Source organism: Streptomyces sp. NRRL F-525, assembly GCF_000716605.1.
Lineage (GTDB): Bacteria > Actinomycetota > Actinomycetes > Streptomycetales > Streptomycetaceae > Streptomyces.
In genome coordinates this window covers 1-18,769 of the sequence record NZ_JNXE01000020.1, presented here as the reverse complement: position 1 = coordinate 18,769, position 18,769 = coordinate 1, and the positions used below count along the sequence as shown (strand labels likewise).

Below are 18,769 nucleotides of genomic sequence, written 5' to 3'. Positions count from 1 at the left end.
ACCTGGCGATCGATAACGTCCCCGGACCGGCCCGGCGCCCGCTACTCTGGCCGAACGTGACCCGCGGCACATTCACGAGGCATGCGGCAGCGAGCAGTTCCCGCGCAATGAGAACCTCGTGAAAAACGCCGACGAGAATTGGCCGACCCCATCGGTGACATATCCCGAGGTCATCGCCGTAGGGCCCGTTCGGAACCGGGATGATTCCCGTGAATCGCTGGCCTAATAGGTCCTTGTTGTTCATACGGGAAACGGTTAGACGAAACATCGTCTGAACCCGTGTCGTATAAACTCCGCGAACAAGGCAGAAGGTTGGCGCCCCGGTCCTGGAACCTGCCGTCTAGGTGACGTGCGGCAGGCCGCACCCATGCTCACGGAACCCGGCCCGGCCTCCCTGACCCCGAGAGCTGACAGCGCCGTCCGCCCCCGCCCCGCCCTCGCGCCATCAGTGCCTGTCGAATGAGAGGCGACCCACCATGCCGCTGCATGTCCCCCCGGCTCCCGCGCCCGCCCTGCGCTCCGTTCTCACGGCACTCGGTTCCCCCACCGCGGTCCGCGAGGCCAAGACGCCGTCCCTGCGCGCGGCCCAGGGACCGGCAACACCCGAACTCCCGCTGCCCCTGCATGTGTTGGACCGCGTGTCCGCGGACGGGACGGCCGTCACCCGGCTGGCCGGATGGCGTTTCCTGATCCGCTGCGGGGACCGCGCGGTCGCCGCGGCCGAGACGATGCTGACCCCCGACGGGTGGGCGTTCTCGCACTTCTTCGAGGGTCCGTACATCGCCTCCACCGAGCGGGCGCTGCGCCAGGCCGAGAACATGAAGGGCGCCTACCAGCCGCGCCTTCTCTCAGTGCCCGGCCTCTACATGCTCACCCTCTGGCTGCACGGCGACCTCACCGAGGACGGCTCCGGCGGCCACCCCGTCGCGTCCGATCTGCTGGTCCCGCTGGCCCCGGCACCGCCCGGCATCGCGGCCCACCGTCCGCACCGGGTCGCCGAGTTGCTGCCGGTGCTGACCCATCGGGTGACTCCGGCGCCGCTGCTCGGTTCTCCCGCCTGACTTTCCCCTCCGGTCACCCTCGTACCCCGTCACCGAATTCCCGGTGGCGGGGTACGATCGCGTTTCCGGCCCTTTCACGCTCGTAACGCTCGTCCGAGCACGAAAAAGCTCGTACGAGCTGGGAATTGGGATGAACCGTCCGCGCGGGTGATGCGTCATGAACCTGTGAGAAGCGGTGCTGCTAAATCCCTGCGGATTGACGTCCATGGGGCAACACTGGGTTCGGACCGACTCAACACCACGGGGGACGGACATGACCACAACAGAGCGAGAGATCCCACCAATGTGCAAGCACCAGCCACCGTGTCCCACAGCCGAATCCGCCGACCGGGAATCCGCCCGCCTCATGGCGCACCACCCGGAACAGGGCTGGAGCCTGCTGTGCAACGGCGTTCTCCTGTTCGAGGACACCGGTGAGCTCCTGCCCGACGGGCAGATCATCGCCCCGCACCGCCAAGTGGTGACAGCCGCTTGAGCATTTCCCGCTTGAGCATTTCAGGGACATGAGGGGCCGGCCGCACACATGAGGTGCGCACCGGCCCCGACGCATTTCCGGGGTCGGTCACCCCGCGTAGTCGACCGCTATCGCAGTGCCTCCTGGTAGTCGAACCAGTCGAAGGCCGCCTCCCCCTCGGTCACGTACATGCCGATCACCCGTCCGGTGAATCCCCCCGCCACTTGCGTGGAAAGATAGCGTCCGTCCAACTCCGCCAGTTCTACGGCCATTTCGGGACCCTCCACGGAGAACGTGAGGATGTCGGGGGCCCGTGTGTCGGCGTCGGTCGCGGCGATGTCGACGGTCAGGGTGACCGGGCCCGGCGGTACCGCGCGCGAGGCGATCCGCTGCCGTACGGGACCGATCCGCGCGACCACGCTCACCGCTCCCCCGGCGACCTCGATGTCGTAGCGATGCGCCTCGTCCATGCGGACGGAGAGACCGGCGCGGCCGGAGCCGGGGTCGATCCGGACGGACGCGCGGCAGTCGGGGTGCTGTTGGCGGCGGCCGAGGAACACCGGGGCGGACTTCGCGTCCAGAGTCAGCCAGCCTGGCCGCCGGGTCAGCGACCAGCTGGCGTCCGGTCGGCTGCGCGGGGAGATCCAGGAGTGGGCGAGGGTCGGGGCGTCGAAGTCGTCGCGTACAGGCGGGAGTTGGAAGGGATGCCAGGCCTCCGGTGCCGGGTGCTGTTCCCGTACCGGGCCGACCCGGGGCCAGCCGTCCACCCACTCCACCGGGGTCAGGAACGTCTCGCGGCCGAGCACGTGGAAGCCGGGGAACCAGCCCCGGGGACGGGTGCCGAGCAGCACCATCCACCAGGTGCCGTCGGGGGCGGTGACCAGGTCGGCGTGGCCGGTGCTCTGGATGGGGAGGTCCGTGCTGCGGTGGGTCAGGATCGGGTTGGCGGGGGCCGGTTCGTAGGGGCCGCGTGGCGAGCGGGCGCGGGCGATCGACACGCTGTGGCCGTGTGCGGTGCCGCCCTCGGCGATCATCAGGTACCACCAGTCGCCGACGCGGTAGAGGTGCGGGGCCTCCGGGTGCTGGAGTCCGGTGCCTGACCAGATCGGGAGCGGGCCCTCCAGGACCTTGCCGGTCGCCGGGTCGATGCGGGAGACCGTCACCCCGGCGAGAGCACACCAGCAGTTGCCGTCCTCGTCCCAGGCCAGGTCGGGGTCGATGCCGGGGATGTCGACGAGGACCGGGTCCGACCAAGGGCCCTCGGGGCGGTCGGCGGTGACGAAGAAGGTGCCTTTGCCGCGCACGTCGGTGGTGATCAGATAGAAGCGGCCGTCGTGGTGGCGGAGGGTGGGGGCGTAGATGCCGGCCGAGGCGGGGGTGTCGTCCGGCAGGTCCAACTGCCCTGGCCGGTCAAGGGCGTTGCCGATCTGGCGCCAGTGCACGAGGTCGCGGCTGTGGAAGAGCGGGACCCCCGGGAAGTACTCGAAGCTGGAGCACGCGAGGTAGTAGTCCTCGCCGACCCGGCACACGCTGGGGTCGGGGTGGAAGCCGCCGATGACCGGGTTGTCGTAGGTCCGCATGGGTCTCCGCCCCTCCGTACAGCCCGTTCTCGAAAGTTTCGGGCTGCTTGCCGAATCTTACGGAGCGGGACTGTAGGTGGAACCTTCGGCGGGGGCAAGGGCGGGTGCGGGGGCGAGGTGGAGGCTGAGGACCATCGTGAGGCCGCCGCCTGGGGTGTCCTCGGCGCTGAGGGTGCCGCCGAGGGCCTCGGTGAAGCCGCGGGCGACCGCGAGGCCGAGGCCTACCCCGGCGCCGCGCGGGGCGTCGCCGTAGCGCTGGAAGGGTTCGAAGATGCGGTTCTTGGCCTCGTCGGGGACGCCGGGGCCGCGGTCGACGACCCGGATCTCGACGCGGTCGGCGATGGCACTTGCCTTGACCAGTACGGGAGTTCGCTCCGGGCTGTATTTGACCGCGTTCTCGACGATGTTGGCGACGGCGCGTTCCAGCAGGCCCTTGTCTACGGGGACCATGGGCAGGCTTTCGGGGATGTCGAGTTCGACGCTGTCCTCGGGGACGCCGCCCAGGGCCATCGGGATCACCTCGTCGAGGTCCGCCTCGCGGATGATCGGGGTGACCGTGCCGGTCTGGAGGCGGGACATGTCGAGGAGGTTGCCGACGAGGTTGTCGAGGCGGTCGGCGCCGTCCTCGATGCCCTCCAGCAGCTCGGCCTGGTCCTCGTCCGACCAGGCGACGTCCTCGGAACGGAGCGAGGACACCGCCGCTTTGATGCCGGCGAGCGGGGTGCGCAGGTCGTGGCTCACGGCGGCCAGGAGTGCCGTGCGGATGCGGTTGCCTTCCGCCAACGCCCTTGCCTGGTCCGCCTCTTCGCGGAGGCGGCGGCGGTCCAGGACCACGGCGGCCTGTGCGGCGAAGGCGGCCAGGACCCGGCGGTCCTCGGCGGGCAGGACCCGGCCGGAGAGGGCGAGGGCCATGTGGTCGCCGACCGGTACGTCGACGTCCGCGTCCTCCGGGTTCTGGCAGGGGCGGGGGCCCACGCTGCCCGCGCAGGTCCAGGGTTCGACGTCGCTCGCGCGCTCCAGCAGGGCGGCGGACTCCATGCCGAAGGTCTCCCGGACGCGTTCCAGGAGCGCCTCCAGACTGGTCTCGCCGCGCAGCACATTGCCCGCGAGGTAGGAGAGGATCTCGGACTCGGCGCGCAGCCGGGCCGCTTGGTGGGTGCGACGGGCTGCCAAATCCACCACCGACGCGACCGACACCGCTACGGCCACGAAGATCGCGATGGCCACTATGTTCTTGGGGTCGGCGATGGTGAAGGTGTGGACGGGCGGGGTGAAGTACCAGTTCAGGAGCAGCGATCCGACCGCCGCCGAGGCCAGTGCGGGGAAGAGTCCGCCGAGCAGGGCCGCCGCCACGGTCAGGGACAGGTACAGCAACATGTCGTTGGCCAGGCCGACTTCGGGGGCGACACTGCTCAACAGCCAGGTGAGCAGCAGCGGTCCGCCGATTCCGGCCAGCCAGCCCCAGACGATGCGGGCGCGCCCCAGCCGCGTGCCCCGGTTCACGGGCAGTCCGCGTCCCTTCCCCGCCTCGTCGTGCGTGATGAGGTGGACGTCGAGATCGGGGCCGGACTCGCGGGCGACCGTGGAGCCGACGCCGGGCCCGAAGACGTACTGCCAGCCCTTGCGGCGGGAGACGCCGAGGACGATCTGGGTGGCGTTGACCCCGCGCGCGAAGTCCAGCAGTGCGGCCGGTATGTCCTCGCCGACGACGTGGTGGAAGGTGCCGCCCAAGTCCTCGACCAGGGTGCGCTGTTGGGCGAGTTCCTTCGGGGAGGCCGAGGTCAGTCCGTCGCTGCGGGAGATGTAGACCGCCAACACCTCACCGCCCGCGCCCTTTTCGGCGAGGCGCGCGGCCCTGCGGATGAGCGTGCGTCCCTCCGGACCGCCGGTCAGTCCTACGACGATCCGCTCCCGCGAGCCCCAGATCGCCGAGACACGGTGTTCGCTGCGGTACTCCTGGAGGTAGGCGTCGACCCGGTCGGCGAGCCAGAGCAGCGCCAACTCCCGCAGGGCGGTGAGGTTTCCGGGCCGGAAGTAGTTGGAGAGGGCCGCGTCGACCTTGTCCGGTTTGTAGATGTTGCCGTGGGCCATCCGGCGCCGTAGCGCGGGCGGTGACATGTCGACCAGCTCGATCTGGTCGGCGCGGCGGACGACCTCGTCCGGGACGGTCTCCTGCTGGCGTACGCCGGTGATGGACTCGACGATGTCGCCCAGGGATTCCAGGTGTTGGATGTTGACGGTCGAGATCACGTCGATGCCCGCCGCCAGCAACTCCTCTATGTCCTGCCAGCGCTTGGCGTTGCGGGAGCCGGGGATGTTGGTGTGCGGCAGTTCGTCGACGAGGGCGACCTCGGGGTGGCGGGCGAGGACGGCGTCGACGTCCATCTCGGTGAACGTCGTGTCCCGGTAGGCGAGTTCACGGCGCGGGATCTCCTCCAGGCCGTGCAGCATCACCTCGGTGCGGGGTCTGCTGTGGTGTTCCACGAAGGCGACCACGCAGTCGGTGCCCCGCTCGATCCGCCGGTGCGCCTCGGACAGCATCGCGTACGTCTTGCCGACGCCCGGTGCCGCGCCGAGGTAGATCCGGAGCTTGCCGCGTCCCATGTCATCCTTCGAAGCGGTAGCCCATGCCGGGCTCGGTGATCAGATAGCGGGGGCTCGACGGGTCCCCCTCCAACTTCCTTCTCAACTGGGCCATGTAGACCCGGAGATAGTTGGTCTTGTTGCTCTGGGTCACCCCCCACACCTCCTGGAGCAGGTACTTCTGCGTGATCAGGCGGCCCGGGTTGGTGACCAGGATCTCCAGCAGATGCCACTCGGTGGGGGTGAGCCGGATGTCGTGCCCGTCGCGGGTGGCCTTCTTGGCGAGCAGGTCGATCGTGAAGTCGTCGGTGGTGACGAGGGTGGTCGCCGGGGCGAGCGGCACGTCCTCGACGCGGCGGACCGCCGCCCGTAGCCGGGCGAGGAGTTCGTCCATGCTGAACGGCTTGGTGATGTAGTCGTCGGCGCCCGCGTCGAGGGCGGCGACCTTCTCGTCGGAGGCCTGCCGGGCCGACAGCACCAGGATCGGGACCCGGGTCCAGCCGCGCAGCGCCTTGATGACGTCGACGCCGTCCATGTCGGGCAGTCCGAGGTCGAGCATCACGACGTCCGGCTGCCGCGCCGCCGCGAGCCGGAGCGCGGTGGCGCCGTCGGGGGCGGCGTCGACGCCGTACTGCCGGGCCTGCATGTTGATCACGAGGGCCCGTACGAGCTGCGGGTCGTCCTCCACCACCAGCACCCGTGTCATGGGGGTGTGCCTTTCGTGTGGTCCCTGGCATGGCGGTGGGAGTCGGCGGCACCGGGATCTCCCCCGGGCCGCCGACTCCCCTGCCGGTCGTGTAACGCCATCAGCTCTTCGTCACAAGGGACTTGAGCGCGATGTTGAGCTCCAGCACGTTCACCGTCGGCTCGCCGATGAAGCCGAGGGTGCGGCCGTCGGTGTGCTCGTCGACCAGCTTCTGCACCTGGCTGACGGACACGCCGTTCTTCTCGGCGATGCGGTGGACCTGGAGGTCCGCGTAGGCCGGGGAGATGTCCGGGTCGAGGCCGGAGCCGGAGGACGTGACCGCGTCGGCGGGCACCTGGGACGCCTTGACCGTGTAGCCGGGCACCGAGTTGTCCTTGATGTCCGCGGCCTTGGCGTCCTTCACCTGCTGGACGAGGACCTTGCTGTCGGCGGAGAGGTTGGTGGCGCCGGACAGGATCAACGAGTACTGCGTGTTGATGCTGTTGGTGCCGAGCCCGTTCTGCGGCCGGCCCTGGAACCACTTCAGATCCGGGTCCGGGGTCTCCTGCCCCTTCTTCAACGGCAGGTTGTACGACTGCCCGATGAGGGACGAGCCGACGACCTTGCCCTCCGACTTGATCTCCGAGCCGTTCGCCTTGCCGGGGAAGATCCCCTGGGCGATCCCGGTGACGACCAGCGGGTAGATGACGCCGGTCACCAGGGTCAGCACGAGCAGGGCGCGCAGGCCCGCCCAGAGCAACCGGGCTGTGTTGGATACCGAGTTGTTCATAGCCGATCAGCCGATTCCGGGGATGAGGGAGATGAGGAGGTCGATGATCTTGATGCCGATGAAGGGGGCGATCAGTCCGCCGATGCCGTAGATCCCGAGGTTGCGGCGGAGCATCTTGTCGGCGCTGACCGGCCGGTACTGCACGCCCCGCAGGGAGAGCGGGACCAGCGCGATGATGACCAGCGCGTTGAAGATGACCGCGGAGAGGATCGCGGAGTCGGGCGAGGCCAGGTGCATGATGTTGAGCTTGTCCAGGCCCGGGTAGACCGCCGCGAACAGCGCCGGGATGATCGCGAAGTACTTCGCTACGTCGTTGGCGATCGAGAACGTCGTCAACGCGCCCCGGGTGATGAGGAGTTGCTTGCCGATCTCGACGATCTCGATGAGCTTGGTCGGGTTCGAGTCGAGGTCGACCATGTTGCCGGCCTCCTTCGCGGCCGACGTGCCGGTGTTCATCGCGACGCCGACGTCCGCCTGGGCCAGCGCGGGCGCGTCGTTCGTGCCGTCACCGGTCATCGCGACCAGCTTGCCGCCGGCCTGCTCCCGCTTGATGAGGGCCATCTTGTCCTCGGGAGTCGCCTCCGCGAGAAAGTCGTCGACGCCCGCCTCCTCGGCGATCGCCTTGGCGGTCAGCGGGTTGTCGCCCGTGATCATGACGGTCTTGATGCCCATGCGGCGCAGTTCGTCGAACCGCTCGCGCATGCCCGCCTTGACGACGTCCTTGAGGTGGATGACGCCCAACACCCGTGCGCCGTCGGTGTCTTCGACCGCCACGAGCAGCGGGGTGCCGCCCGCCGCGGAGATCCGGTCGGTGAGCGCGCCGGCGTCCTCGGACACCTCGCCGCCCCGCTCCCGGACCCAGGTGACGACCGAACCGGCCGCGCCCTTGCGGATCTTGCGCCCGTCCACATCGACGCCGGACATCCGGGTCTGCGCGGTGAACGCGATCCACTCGGCGTGGGCCAACTCGCCCTGGTGGCGCTCGCGCAGACCGTACTTCTCCTTCGCCAGGACGACGATGGAGCGGCCCTCGGGCGTCTCGTCGGCCAGCGAGGAGAGCTGGGCGGCGTCGGCGACCTCTGCCTCGGTGGTGCCGGTGACCGGCACGAACTCGGAGGCCTGGCGGTTGCCGAGGGTGATGGTGCCGGTCTTGTCGAGCAGCAGGGTCGAGACGTCACCGGCGGCCTCAACTGCCCTGCCGGACATGGCCAGTACGTTCCTCTGCACCAGCCGGTCCATGCCCGCGATGCCGATCGCGGAGAGCAGTGCGCCGATCGTCGTAGGGATCAGACAGACCAGCAGGGCCACCAGCACGATCATCGTGAGGTGGGTGCCCGCGTAATCCGCGAACGGCGGCAGCGTGGCACAGGCGAGCAGGAACACGATGGTGAGGGACGCCAACAGGATGTTCAGCGCGATCTCGTTGGGCGTCTTCTGCCGGGCGGCGCCCTCGACGAGGGCGATCATCCGGTCGATGAAGGTCTCGCCGGGCTTCGTCGTGATCTTGATGACGATGCGGTCGGAGAGGACCTTCGTCCCGCCCGTGACGGCCGAGCGGTCGCCGCCGGACTCACGGATGACGGGCGCGGACTCGCCGGTGATGGCCGACTCGTCCACGGACGCGACGCCCTCGACGACGTCACCGTCGCCGGGGATGATGTCGCCGGCCTCGCACACCACCAGGTCGCCGATGCGCAGTTCGGTGCCGGGGATCTGCTCCTCGGTCGTGCCGGTGAGGCGCCGGGCCACCGTGTCGGTCTTGGCCTTGCGCAGGGTGTCGGCCTGCGCCTTGCCGCGGCCCTCGGCGACGGCCTCCGCCAGGTTGGCGAAGATCACGGTCAGCCACAGCCAGGCGCTGATCGCCCAGCCGAACCAGTCGCCCGGGTCCTTGAAGGAGAAGACCGTGGTCAGCACGGACCCGATCCACACCACGAACATCACGGGCGACTTGACCATCACCCGCGGGTCGAGCTTGCGGCAGGCGTCGGGCAGGGACTTGATCAGCTGCTTCGGGTCGAACAGGCCCGCGCCGACCCGCCCTTCGTCCTTGTGACCGGTCGGCACATCGCTGTGCGGCGCCCGGGTCGGAGTGGCAGTGGACATCGAGTCCTCTTGGTTTTCTTGGTTGTCTGTGCGGGTGGTCATGACGCCAGCCCCTCGGCCAGCGGTCCCAGCGCCAGCGCCGGGAAGTAGGTCAGACCGGTGATGATGAGGATCGCGCCCACCAACAGGCCGGTGAACAAAGGCTTTTCGGTGCGCAGGGTGCCTGCCGTGACCGGCACCGGCTTCTGCTCGGCGAGCGAACCGGCCAGCGCCAGCACGAACACCATCGGCAGGAAGCGGCCGAGCACCATCGCGAGCCCGGTCATGGTGTTGAACCAGTCGGTGTTCGCGTTCAGACCGGCGAAGGCCGAGCCGTTGTTGTTCGCGGCGGAGGTGAAGGCGTACAGCACCTCGGAGAAGCCGTGCGCGCCGGAGTTCAGCATCGAGTGCGGCGGGGTCGGCAGCGCCATGGAGGCGGCCGCGAAGATCAGCACCAGGGCCGGGGTGATCAGGATGTAGCAGGCCGCGAGCTTCATCTCGCGGGTGCCGATCTTCTTGCCCAGGTACTCGGGCGTACGGCCGACCATCAGCCCGGCGATGAACACCGCGATGACCGCCATGATCAGCATTCCGTAGAGGCCGGAGCCGGTACCACCGGGTGCGATCTCGCCCAACTGCATGCCCAGGATGGTGATTCCGCCGCCGAGACCGGTGAACGAGGAGTGGAAGGAGTCCACCGCGCCCGTCGAGGTCAACGTGGTCGACACCGCGAAGATCGAGGAGGCGCCGACGCCGATGCGCTGTTCCTTGCCCTCCATCGCACCGCCGGCGATCTGGAGCGCCGGGCCGTGGTGGGCGAACTCGGTCCACATCATCAGGGCGACGAAGCCGACCCAGATGGTGGCCATGGTCGCGAGGATCGCGTAGCCCTGCTTGATCGAACCGACCATCACGCCGAAGGTGCGGGTCAGCGCGAACGGGATGACCAGCAGCAGGAAGATCTCGAAGAGGTTCGTGAAGGGCGTCGGGTTCTCGAAGGGGTGGGCACTGTTGGCGTTGAAGTAACCGCCGCCGTTGGTGCCGATCTCCTTGATGGCCTCCTGCGAGGCGACCGCGCCGCCGTTCCACTGCTGGTGGCCGCCCATGAACTGACCGACCTCGTGGATCCCGGAGAAGTTCTGGATGGCACCGCAGGCGACGAGCACGAGCGCCGCGACCACGGACAGCGGCAGCAGGATGCGGATGACACCGCGCACCAAGTCGGCCCAGAAGTTGCCGAGTTCACCGGTGCGCGAGCGCGCGAAGCCCCGTACGAGAGCCACCGCGACGGCGATGCCGACGGCCGCGGAGACGAAGTTCTGCACGGCGAGCCCGGCGGTCTGCACGACGTGACCCATGGTCTGTTCGCCGTAGTACGACTGCCAGTTGGTGTTCGTCACGAACGACACGGCCGTGTTGAACGACTGCGCCGGGTTGACCGAGGAGAACCCCAGCGAGCCAGGCAGGATGCCCTGCAGACGCTGGAGCAGATAGAGGAAGAGAACCCCGACCGCCGAGAAGGCGAGCACGCTGCGCAGATACGCCGGCCAGCGCATCTCGGTGTTCGGGTCGGCACCGATGCCCTTGTAGATCCACTTCTCGACCCGCAGGTGCTTGTCGGAGGAGTAGACCCTGGCCATGTAGTTGCCGAGGGGGATGTAGGCGAGCGCCAGCGCCGCTATGAGCGCGATCAGCTGGAGCACACCGGCGAGGACGGGACCCATATCGCTCTCAGAACCTCTCCGGGAAGATCAGGGCGAGGACGAGATAGCCCAGCAGGGCGACGGCCACGACGAGGCCGACGATGTTCTCGGCGGTCACAGCTTCGTCACCCCCTTGGCGACGAGGGCCACCAGCGCGAAGACCGCGATCGTGGTGACGACGAAGGCCAGATCGGCCATCGTGAGCTCCTGGAATGAGGTTCGAATGGAACGGACGCTTAGAGGTAACCGCGCCCGTGACCGGATTCGGCCGCCGTTGACGGGTCCCTTACGGCGACGCATACGGCTTTGACGGGACTCTTACGGCGGGGCGGGGCGGGGCCTCGGGTCGCGAGCGGGGTTCTACGGCGGCGGGGGCACCGGCCCGTGGGCTTCTGGGGGCTGCGCCCCCAGACCCCCGCATCGGCCCTGAAGGGGCCTCGTCCTCAAACGCCGGACGGGCTGGATTGTGGCGGCCGGCACCGTAAAAGGCGTTTTGTTCCGCCCACCTCACACCCCCCGCGTCAGAACAGCCGGAACCGCAGCCTGCAAATCACCGCATCCGTGTCCCGCCGTACCGCATGGGCGACGACAGCCCCCCGCTGGTTCTGCAGCAGCCGCTGCCACAGCCGTACGGGTTCCACCTCGGCGATCAGGACGGTCACCCGGGTGTCCGGTTCCGTCGCGGACACCTCGCGTACGTAGGCGGCGATCGGGCGGCCCAACGTGCGGCGTTCGCAGGGGAGTTGGACCAGGGGGACGCCGGGGTCCCATTGGGCCCAGGCGCGTTCCAGGGCGTGGAGGTGGGCGCGGTCCTCGGGGTCCGGGTAGCAGACCGTGACCGCGCGCACCTCGTCGCCGAGGGAGGCAGCGGCCGTCAGCGCCTCGGAGGTCAGGCGGGACAAGGACGAGACGGGCACGATCACCACAGACCGGTCGCGGTGCGGGGGCTCCGGGATACGGCCGAGGCCGAGCCGTTCGCCGATGTGCTCGTAGGTGCGGTGCACGGTCTCGAAGGCCGCCACGAGCAGGGGCAGCGTGATCACGATCAGCCAGGCGCCCTCCTCGAACTTGGTCGCGGTGACGACGACGGCAGCGATGCCGGTGAGGAGCGCGCCGAAGCCGTTCAGCAGGGCTTTTCCGCGCCAGCCGGAGCCGCGTTCGCCGCGCCAGTGCCGGACCATGCCGACCTGCGCGACGGTGAAGCCGACGAAGACGCCGATCGCGAAGAGCGGCACGAGGGTGTTGGTGTCGCCGCCGGAGAACACCAGCAGCGCGGCCGAGACCGCGGCCAGCGCGAGCACGCCGTGGCGGTGCACCTGGCGGTCGGCCTTGAGGGCGAAGACGTGCGGGAGGTAGTTGTCGCGGGCCAGCAGCTTCAACAGCACCGGCAGCCCGCCGAAGGACGTGTTCGCGGACAGGGCGAGCAGGATCATCGTCGCGAACTGGATGACGTAGAAAGCCCAGTTGTGGCCGAGGGAGGCGTCCGCGAGCTGGGCGAGGACGGTGACGCCCTGGACCGGCTGGAGGTGGAAGCGGGAGATCAGCACCGACAGGCCGATCAGCATCACGCCGAGCACCGCGCCGAGGGCGACCTCCGCGCGCTGGGCCCGCTTCACGCGGGGCGCGCGGAAGGAGGGCACGGCGTTGGCGATGGCCTCGACACCGGTGAGGGCGCTGCAGCCGCTGGCGAATGCTTTCAGCAGCAGCAAAGTACCCACGCTCGTCGCGTTGTCGGCGAGCGCGGAGGCGTGTCCGTCGGCGGTCGCCGTGCTCACCGGCGCGGACCGGAACAGGCCGACCGCGATCAGCACGAGGATGGAGCCGACGAACACGATGGTCGGCACGATGAAGGCACGGGCCGACTCGACGATCCCGCGCAGGTTCACGGCCGTCACCAGCACGAGCACGGCGAGGCAGAGCCACAGCCGGTCGTCGTACAGTCCCGGGAAGGCCGAGGTCAGAGCGGCGACACCGGCCGTGACGGCCACGGCGACGTTCAGTACGTAGTCCAGCACCAGCGAGGCCGCCGCCACCAGGCTCGTCCGCGCGCCGAGGTGGGTCTTCGCCACGGCGTAGGAGCCGCCGCCGTCCGGGAAGGCCGCGATGACCTGCCGGTACGACGCGACGAGCACCGCGAGCAGGCCGGCGATGGCGAGTGTGACCGGCAACGTGAAGCCGAGCCCGTGCGCACCGGCGGCGGCCAGCACGAGGACGATCGCCTCGGGGCCGTAGGCCACCGACGCCATGGCGTCCAGGGACAGCGCGGCGAAGCCGGCGAGGGCGGTCAGCCGGTGGCGTTCGCCGGTATCCGGGGGCTCCTCGTCGGCGGGCGTCGCGCCCGGCTGGACAGCGAGAACGGTCATGCTGGTGGCTCCTTCACGTACGGACGCGCGGTGACGGGAACGCGCGAGTGCGCTCCAGGTTCTGTCCCGCCGTGGCTGGTTTCCCCTTCTCCTTGCGTCTTCTTCGCGCCGAACACGCGTTCTTTGACGCGAACTTGACGACGGTGTGACCAGGGCAACCGCCCTCCGCCGCTGCGACGGCGTCAAGAACCACCGGCCGCCCGTCAGAGTCGCGTCAAGGCCCGGGTTCCGTACGCCCGGAGTCCCTACCGTCACCACCATGGGACGCCCCGACGACGCACACGCGCACGACCGCCGGTGGGCGCGGGACCTGCGCGACACGTTCCGCTGCGCGGGCGCGCTGCTCGGACTCCTGCTGCTCGTCGACCACTTGAGCGGCCGTCTCACCCTGTGGCGCGGCGCGCTCTGGCTCACCCTCGCCGTCCTGCTCCTCGTGGTGCTGTACCCGGCCCGGGTCCGCGCGGGCGAGGGCTGGCTCTCCTCACGCGGCCTGCTGCGCGAACGCCACGTCCGCACGGACCGCCTGGTGTCCGTCCGCTGTCTGGACGGCGTCTCTCAACGGCTCCTGCTGCGCGACGAGTTGGGCGGCCACGTCGAGATCGACCCCGACGTCCTGGTCACCAACCCCGACCTGTGGCACCACGTCTCCGAGGACTCCCGCAAGTCCATCGCCTCCGGCTCACTCACCTGCGGCGCGACCGCCCTGCGCCGGGTCGCGGAACGCGTCGAGCGCGAGACGGCGGAGACCGTGTTCAAGGTGTCCGGCCTGGAGTAGCGGCGGCGGGCTGGATTCACGGTGTCCGGTCCGGAGTTGGCGTAGTCCCCGCAGGCTGGATTCACGGTGCCCGGTCCGGAGTTGGCGTAGTCGCCACTGTCGGAATTCACCGCGCCCGGTGGGGAGTTGCGGTGCCCGCTTCGGAGTGGGGGCGGCCGTCGCCGGTTCTGGTTGACTCACCCGTTCAGCCAGCGGCAAGAACACCACCAAGGCCGAGCCGCCCCCGGCTGCCCGACCCGGAGCCGCAGCCGCCGGCGAATTCACGGAGCCCGGTACGAAGTTGGAGCAACCGGCGCCACGTCCGATTGCCCCACCCGTTCAGCCAGCGGCAAAGACACCACCATCGTCAGTCCGCCACCCGGCGTGTCCTCGGGCGTGAGCGTCCCGTTCATCGCCTCCGTGAGGCCCCGCGCGAGGGCGAGACCCAGCCCGAGGCCGGTGGTGTTGTCCGTGTCGCCGAGCCGCTGGAAGGGCTCAAAGAGGCCCTCGCGCCCGGTAGTTGGGAGACCGGGCCCCCGGTCCACGACCCTCAGCTCCACCCGCCCGCCCAGCGCACTGGCGGTGACCATGACCCGCCGCCCGGCCGGGGTGTGCCGGGCCGCGTTGCCGGCGAGGTTGGCGATCACGCGTTCCAGCAGGGGCGGATCGACGAGCACCGGCGGTATCGATTCGACGTCCCTCAGGTCCACATCGGGCACGTCCGCGAGCGCCATCGGCAGCACCTCCTCCAGGCTCGTCGCCCGCAGGCTCAGCGGCAGGACGCCCGCTTCGAGACGGCTCAAGTCGAGGAGATTTTCCAGCAGTCGGTTGAGCTTGGCCATGGACTCGTCGGCGGTGGCGAGGAGTTCGTCCCGGTCCTCCGCAGAGAACTCGACATCCCGCCCGCGCAACGACGTCACGGCCGCCCACCCCGCCGCGAGCGGCGTCCGCAAGTCGTGTCCTACGGCCCGCAGCAGCGCCGTACGCAAACGATCGGCGGCCTTCACCGGCTCGATCTCGGCGGCGGCTTCGGCGAGTTGGGCCCGTTCGACGGCGGAGCCGACGTGCGCGGCGAAGGCGGCCAGGACGCGCCGCTCGGAGGAGGACAGGGTGCGTCCGCGCAGGACGAGGTACGCGCCGGGCCCCGCCGGGACCGTGGTGACCCCGGAGCCGACCTCGTGGTCCGGTGGCTCGTCGACGAGTTCCGCCGAGTCCGTGCCGAAGGTCTCCCGCGTGCGTTCCAGCAGCGCCGGGATCGTCTGGCCTCCGCGCACGATGCTGCCCGCGAGGGAGGACATCGTCTCGGCCTCGGCGGTGGCACGCGCCGAGCGCCGGGAGAGTCGTAGCGAACGGTCGACCACGGCGGCGACCGTCGCCGCCACCACCGTGAACACCCCTAGCGCCAAGAGGGCGTTGGGGTCGTCCAGGGTGAACTGGCCGATGGGCGGGATGAACCAGTAGTTGAGCAGCAGCGAGGCCGTCACCGACGCGATGACCGCCGAGGCCACGCCGCCTATGCAGGCCACCCCGACCACCGCGAGCAGGAACAGCAGCGCCTCGCTGGTGAGGTTGACCGTGCCGCGCACCTGGGCGAGGCAGACGGTGAGCAGCACCGGCAGCACAAGTCCCGCCACGGGCCCGGCAATCAGCCGTGCCGTGGACAGAGTGCGGCGGCGGGACGGCAGCAGGGTGCCGCGTCCGGCCCGCTCGTGGGTGACGCGGTGGACGTCGATGTCACCGCTCAGTTCCGTGACTGTCTCACCCGTGCCGGGGCCGGTCAGAAATCGCTCGACCCGGCCCCGACGGCTGGTGCCGAGGACGAGTTGGGTGGCGTTCTCCGTGCGGGCGAAGTCGACCAGGGCGGTGGCGACACCGTCGCCGACCACCGAGTGGTAGCTGCCGCCCAGGTCCTCGACGAGGCGCCGCTGCCGGGCGAGCGAGGCGTGGGACACCCCGGCGGCGAGTCCGTCGCTGCGGGCCACGTGCACGGCGAGCAGGTCGCCGCCGGCGGAGCGGTCGGCGATGCGGGCCGCGCGCCGGATCAGCGTGTCGCCCTCGGGGCCGCCGGTGAGCGCGACGACCACGCGCTCCCGCGTCTCCCACACCCCGCCGATCGCATGCTCGGCGCGGTAGGTGTGCAGGGCCTCGTCGACCCGGTCGGCGACCCACAGCAGCGCCAACTGCCGTAGGGCGGTGAGGTTTCCGGGCCGGAAGTAGTTGGCGAGGGCCGCGTCGATCTTCTCCGGTGTGTAGATGTTGCCGTGCGCCATGCGCCGCCGCAGTCCCTCGGGCGGCATGTCGATCAGCTCGATCTGCTGGGCCCTGCGTACGACGTCGTCGGGCACCGTCTCGTGCTGCGGCACCCCGGTGATCTTCTCGACGACGTCCTTGAGGGAGGCCAGATGCTGCACGTTGACGGCGGTGACGACGTCGATGCCGGCGGCGAGCAGCACGTCGATGTCCTGCCAGCGCTTGGCGTTGCGGCCACCGCCGGGGACGTTGCTGTGCGCGAACTCGTCGACGACGGCCACCTCGGGGCGGCGCGCGAGCACCGCGGGGAGGTCCATCTCCTCGAAGTACCCACCCCGGTAAGCGCATTGGGCCCGCGCCACGACCTCCAGGCCGTCGAGCATCGCCTCGGTGCGCGGACGCCCGTGGCACTCGGCGAACCCCACCACCACATCGGCGCCCCGGGCGGCCCGGCGCCGTGCCTCGTCGAGCATGCGGTAGGTCTTGCCGACACCCGGGGCCGCCCCGAGGTAGACCTTCAGTCGCCCGCGTCGTACGTCGTTCATCGCCTCCCAGACAAGCGCCCCGCGGCGCCTCGGGCAGGCTTCTTGACGCGTCTCTGGCGCCGCCCGCGAGGACGTTGACACTGTCTTGACGGCGCCCGGCCGGGTTAGGGTGACCGCGGTGTGCCGGGAAGTCTGGTCGGCGGGGAGCCCGCATGGGCTCGTCCAAGACCACAAGGGGACGGCATGCGCGGCGTCGGTACGGTTCTGGCACTCGTGGTACTGGCGACGCTGGTCGCGACGTTCGCCCGCCGCTGGCGGATCCCTGCCCCCTCCCTCCTCGTGGTCGCCGGTCTCGCCGTAGCGCTGCTGCCGGGCACTCCGTCGATCGAGATCAGCCCGGACGTGATCGGTCTGATCGTCCTGCCGCCCCTCCTCTACGCCAGCGCCGAGGACATGTCGTGGCGCGAACTGAAGGCGGTGTGGAAGCCGGTCGGGATCCTCGCGATCGGCCTGGTCCTGGCGTCGGCGGCGGCGGTGGGCTGGGTGGCGTCGACGGTCACCCCGCTCTCCTGGCAGATGGCGTTCGTGCTCGGCGCGGTCCTCGCCAGCACCGACCCGGTCGCCGTCACCGCACTGGGCCGACGCCTCGCCCTGCCGCCCCGGATCCAGATGCTCGTCCAGGCGGAATCCCTGTTCAACGACGCGACCTCGCTGGTCCTGTTCCGGGTCGCGGTGACCGTCGCCGTGACCTCGGCGGCGGCCAACTGGGGTGCGGCGGGCGGGGAGTTCGTCGTCCTCGCGGGCGGCGGCACGGTCATCGGAGCGGCCGTGGCGTACGTCGTCACCCTGATCCGCCGCCGCACCGAGGACCCGGTCCTGGAGACGGTGATCTCCCTGGTCACCCCGTACGCGGCCTACGTCCTCGCGGAGGGCGCCCACACCTCCGGCGTAACGTCGGTCGTGGTGGCCGGAGTTGTCCTCGGCGGCCGCGGCGACCGCCTCACCAACGCCCGCATACGGCTCCAACTCCACGCCGTCTACGGCACGGTGGTGTTCCTCCTGGAGAGCGTGGTGTTCTCGCTCATCGGGCTGGCGCTACCGGCCCAGGTACGGGCACTGTCCGACGGCGACCGCGCATGGCCCCTCTACGCGCTCGCGGTGGCGGGCACCCTGATCGCCGTACGACTGCTGTGGCTGGCGCCGCTGTCGGCGGTCGTACAGCGCAAGGGCGGGGTGCACAGGGTGAATTGGCGGGTGCCAATGGTGTTGACCTGGGCGGGCACCCGAGGCGTCCTCCCGCTGGCGGCGGCCCTGTCGATCCCCGAGGTCACCAGGACCGGCGCCACCCTGCCCGACCGCCCCCTCGTCCTGGTCCTCACCACATCGGTCGTGGTCGTCACCCTCGTCGTCCAGGGCTTCACCCTCGCGCCGGTCGTCCGCCGCTCCGGCATCGCCCTGGAACCCGACCACACGGAACGCGAAGAGGCCTCCGCCCGCTGCCGGTTGGCCGACGCGGGCATCCGCCGCCTCGACGAACTGGCCGAGCTGGAAGCGGTCCCGGACGTAGTCCTCGACCGCCTCCGCCGCGGCCTCAACGCCCGCCTCGACGACGCCCGAGACCGCCTCTCCGACAACAACACCCAAGCGGCACACGCCGAATCGGCCGACCTGGTCTACCGCCAACTCCGCCGCGACCTGATCGCCGTGGAGACGGCAGAACTACAGCGCCTCTACGACGACCACACCATCAGCGACACGACCCGCCGCCGCCTCCAACGCTCACTGGACCTGGAGGAGGCAAGGCTGACGGACGCGTAACACCGCCGAGGGAAGCGCCCCTCCAGGGGCGCGAGGAACTGCGCGCCCAGCCACAAACAACCCGCACCCGCCCCCCAACAGACCCCCCACCCCCATAGGCGACAAAACCCCCAGCCCCCCGTAACGCTGGGTATCCACCACCCCCACCCATCCCCCCGCAC

At 70.0% G+C, this 18,769-nt stretch carries 13 protein-coding genes; 4 read left to right on the top strand and 9 right to left on the bottom strand.

Going from position 1 to position 18,769, the window contains the following annotated elements:
- Nucleotides 1-476: 476 nt before the first annotated feature.
- Both OO69_RS26905 and OO69_RS26900 read left to right on the top strand, forming a co-directional pair.
- Complete coding sequence (locus tag OO69_RS26905) at nt 477-1,061, top strand: hypothetical protein (protein ID WP_033283381.1); 585 nt, start codon at nt 477-479, stop codon at nt 1,059-1,061.
- 283 nt (nt 1,062-1,344) lie between these two features.
- Complete coding sequence (locus OO69_RS26900; protein ID WP_033283380.1) at nt 1,345-1,536, top strand: DUF5999 family protein; 192 nt, start codon at nt 1,345-1,347, stop codon at nt 1,534-1,536.
- A 107-nt stretch (nt 1,537-1,643) separates the two neighbouring features.
- Here OO69_RS26900 and OO69_RS26895 read toward each other — a convergent pair whose 3' ends face one another.
- The 8 genes from OO69_RS26895 to OO69_RS26860 all read right to left on the bottom strand — a co-directional run bounded on the left by OO69_RS26895 (nt 1,644) and on the right by OO69_RS26860 (nt 13,301).
- Nucleotides 1,644-3,095, bottom strand: coding sequence for a glycoside hydrolase family 43 protein (locus tag OO69_RS26895; protein ID WP_051801215.1), 1,452 nt, complete (start codon nt 3,093-3,095; stop codon nt 1,644-1,646).
- A 57-nt stretch (nt 3,096-3,152) separates the two neighbouring features.
- Nucleotides 3,153-5,699, bottom strand: a complete 2,547-nt coding sequence (locus OO69_RS26890) for a sensor histidine kinase (RefSeq protein WP_033283379.1) — start codon at nt 5,697-5,699, stop codon at nt 3,153-3,155.
- A 1-nt stretch (nt 5,700) separates the two neighbouring features.
- Entirely contained in the window at nt 5,701-6,384 is a 684-nt protein-coding gene (locus OO69_RS26885; RefSeq protein WP_033283378.1) for a response regulator, read from the bottom strand.
- A 100-nt stretch (nt 6,385-6,484) separates the two neighbouring features.
- Nucleotides 6,485-7,153, bottom strand: coding sequence for a potassium-transporting ATPase subunit C (locus OO69_RS26880; RefSeq protein ID WP_033283377.1), 669 nt, complete (start codon nt 7,151-7,153; stop codon nt 6,485-6,487).
- A gap of 6 nt (nt 7,154-7,159) precedes the next feature.
- Nucleotides 7,160-9,256, bottom strand: coding sequence for a potassium-transporting ATPase subunit KdpB (gene kdpB / locus OO69_RS26875; protein WP_033283376.1), 2,097 nt, complete (start codon nt 9,254-9,256; stop codon nt 7,160-7,162).
- Between the two features lie 38 nt (nt 9,257-9,294).
- Complete coding sequence (gene kdpA / locus OO69_RS26870) at nt 9,295-10,959, bottom strand: potassium-transporting ATPase subunit KdpA (RefSeq protein ID WP_033283375.1); 1,665 nt, start codon at nt 10,957-10,959, stop codon at nt 9,295-9,297.
- A gap of 7 nt (nt 10,960-10,966) precedes the next feature.
- Nucleotides 10,967-11,056 carry a K(+)-transporting ATPase subunit F gene (kdpF, locus tag OO69_RS49815; protein WP_016434100.1) on the bottom strand — a complete coding sequence of 30 codons (90 nt, stop codon included), beginning with the start codon at nt 11,054-11,056 and terminating at the stop codon, nt 10,967-10,969.
- 403 nt (nt 11,057-11,459) lie between these two features.
- Nucleotides 11,460-13,301 (bottom strand): APC family permease, encoded by a 1,842-nt coding sequence (locus OO69_RS26860; protein WP_033283374.1) that lies wholly within the window; start codon nt 13,299-13,301, stop codon nt 11,460-11,462.
- A 259-nt stretch (nt 13,302-13,560) separates the two neighbouring features.
- Between OO69_RS26860 and OO69_RS26855 the strand changes: the two genes are divergently transcribed.
- Nucleotides 13,561-14,076, top strand: a complete 516-nt coding sequence (locus OO69_RS26855; RefSeq protein ID WP_033283373.1) for a hypothetical protein — start codon at nt 13,561-13,563, stop codon at nt 14,074-14,076.
- Nucleotides 14,077-14,336: 260 nt separating this feature from the next.
- On the opposite strand, the gene OO69_RS26850 is transcribed toward OO69_RS26855, so the two are convergent.
- Nucleotides 14,337-16,850, bottom strand: coding sequence for an ATP-binding protein (locus OO69_RS26850; protein ID WP_033283372.1), 2,514 nt, complete (start codon nt 16,848-16,850; stop codon nt 14,337-14,339).
- A 183-nt stretch (nt 16,851-17,033) separates the two neighbouring features.
- Here OO69_RS26850 and OO69_RS26845 point away from each other — a divergent pair, with 183 nt between their 5' ends.
- Nucleotides 17,034-18,608 carry a Na+/H+ antiporter gene (locus OO69_RS26845; protein WP_033283371.1) on the top strand — a complete coding sequence of 525 codons (1,575 nt, stop codon included), beginning with the start codon at nt 17,034-17,036 and terminating at the stop codon, nt 18,606-18,608.
- The last annotated feature ends 161 nt before the right edge of the window (nt 18,609-18,769 follow it).

Bases quoted from the DNA above. Each gene is read 5' to 3' on its own strand.
- OO69_RS26855 (WP_033283373.1), top strand. From the start codon at position 13,561: ATGGGACGCCCCGACGACGCACACGCGCACGACCGCCGGTGGGCGCGG.
- OO69_RS26895 (WP_051801215.1), bottom strand. From the start codon at position 3,095: ATGCGGACCTACGACAACCCGGTCATCGGCGGCTTCCACCCCGACCCC.
- OO69_RS26890 (WP_033283379.1), bottom strand. From the start codon at position 5,699: ATGGGACGCGGCAAGCTCCGGATCTACCTCGGCGCGGCACCGGGCGTC.
- OO69_RS26905 (WP_033283381.1), top strand. From the start codon at position 477: ATGCCGCTGCATGTCCCCCCGGCTCCCGCGCCCGCCCTGCGCTCCGTT.
- OO69_RS26850 (WP_033283372.1), bottom strand. From the start codon at position 16,850: ATGAACGACGTACGACGCGGGCGACTGAAGGTCTACCTCGGGGCGGCC.
- kdpB (WP_033283376.1), bottom strand. From the start codon at position 9,256: ATGTCCACTGCCACTCCGACCCGGGCGCCGCACAGCGATGTGCCGACC.
- OO69_RS26900 (WP_033283380.1), top strand. From the start codon at position 1,345: ATGTGCAAGCACCAGCCACCGTGTCCCACAGCCGAATCCGCCGACCGG.
- OO69_RS26860 (WP_033283374.1), bottom strand. From the start codon at position 13,301: ATGACCGTTCTCGCTGTCCAGCCGGGCGCGACGCCCGCCGACGAGGAG.
- OO69_RS26885 (WP_033283378.1), bottom strand. From the start codon at position 6,384: ATGACACGGGTGCTGGTGGTGGAGGACGACCCGCAGCTCGTACGGGCC.
- kdpA (WP_033283375.1), bottom strand. From the start codon at position 10,959: ATGGGTCCCGTCCTCGCCGGTGTGCTCCAGCTGATCGCGCTCATAGCG.
- OO69_RS26880 (WP_033283377.1), bottom strand. From the start codon at position 7,153: ATGAACAACTCGGTATCCAACACAGCCCGGTTGCTCTGGGCGGGCCTG.
- OO69_RS26845 (WP_033283371.1), top strand. From the start codon at position 17,034: ATGCGCGGCGTCGGTACGGTTCTGGCACTCGTGGTACTGGCGACGCTG.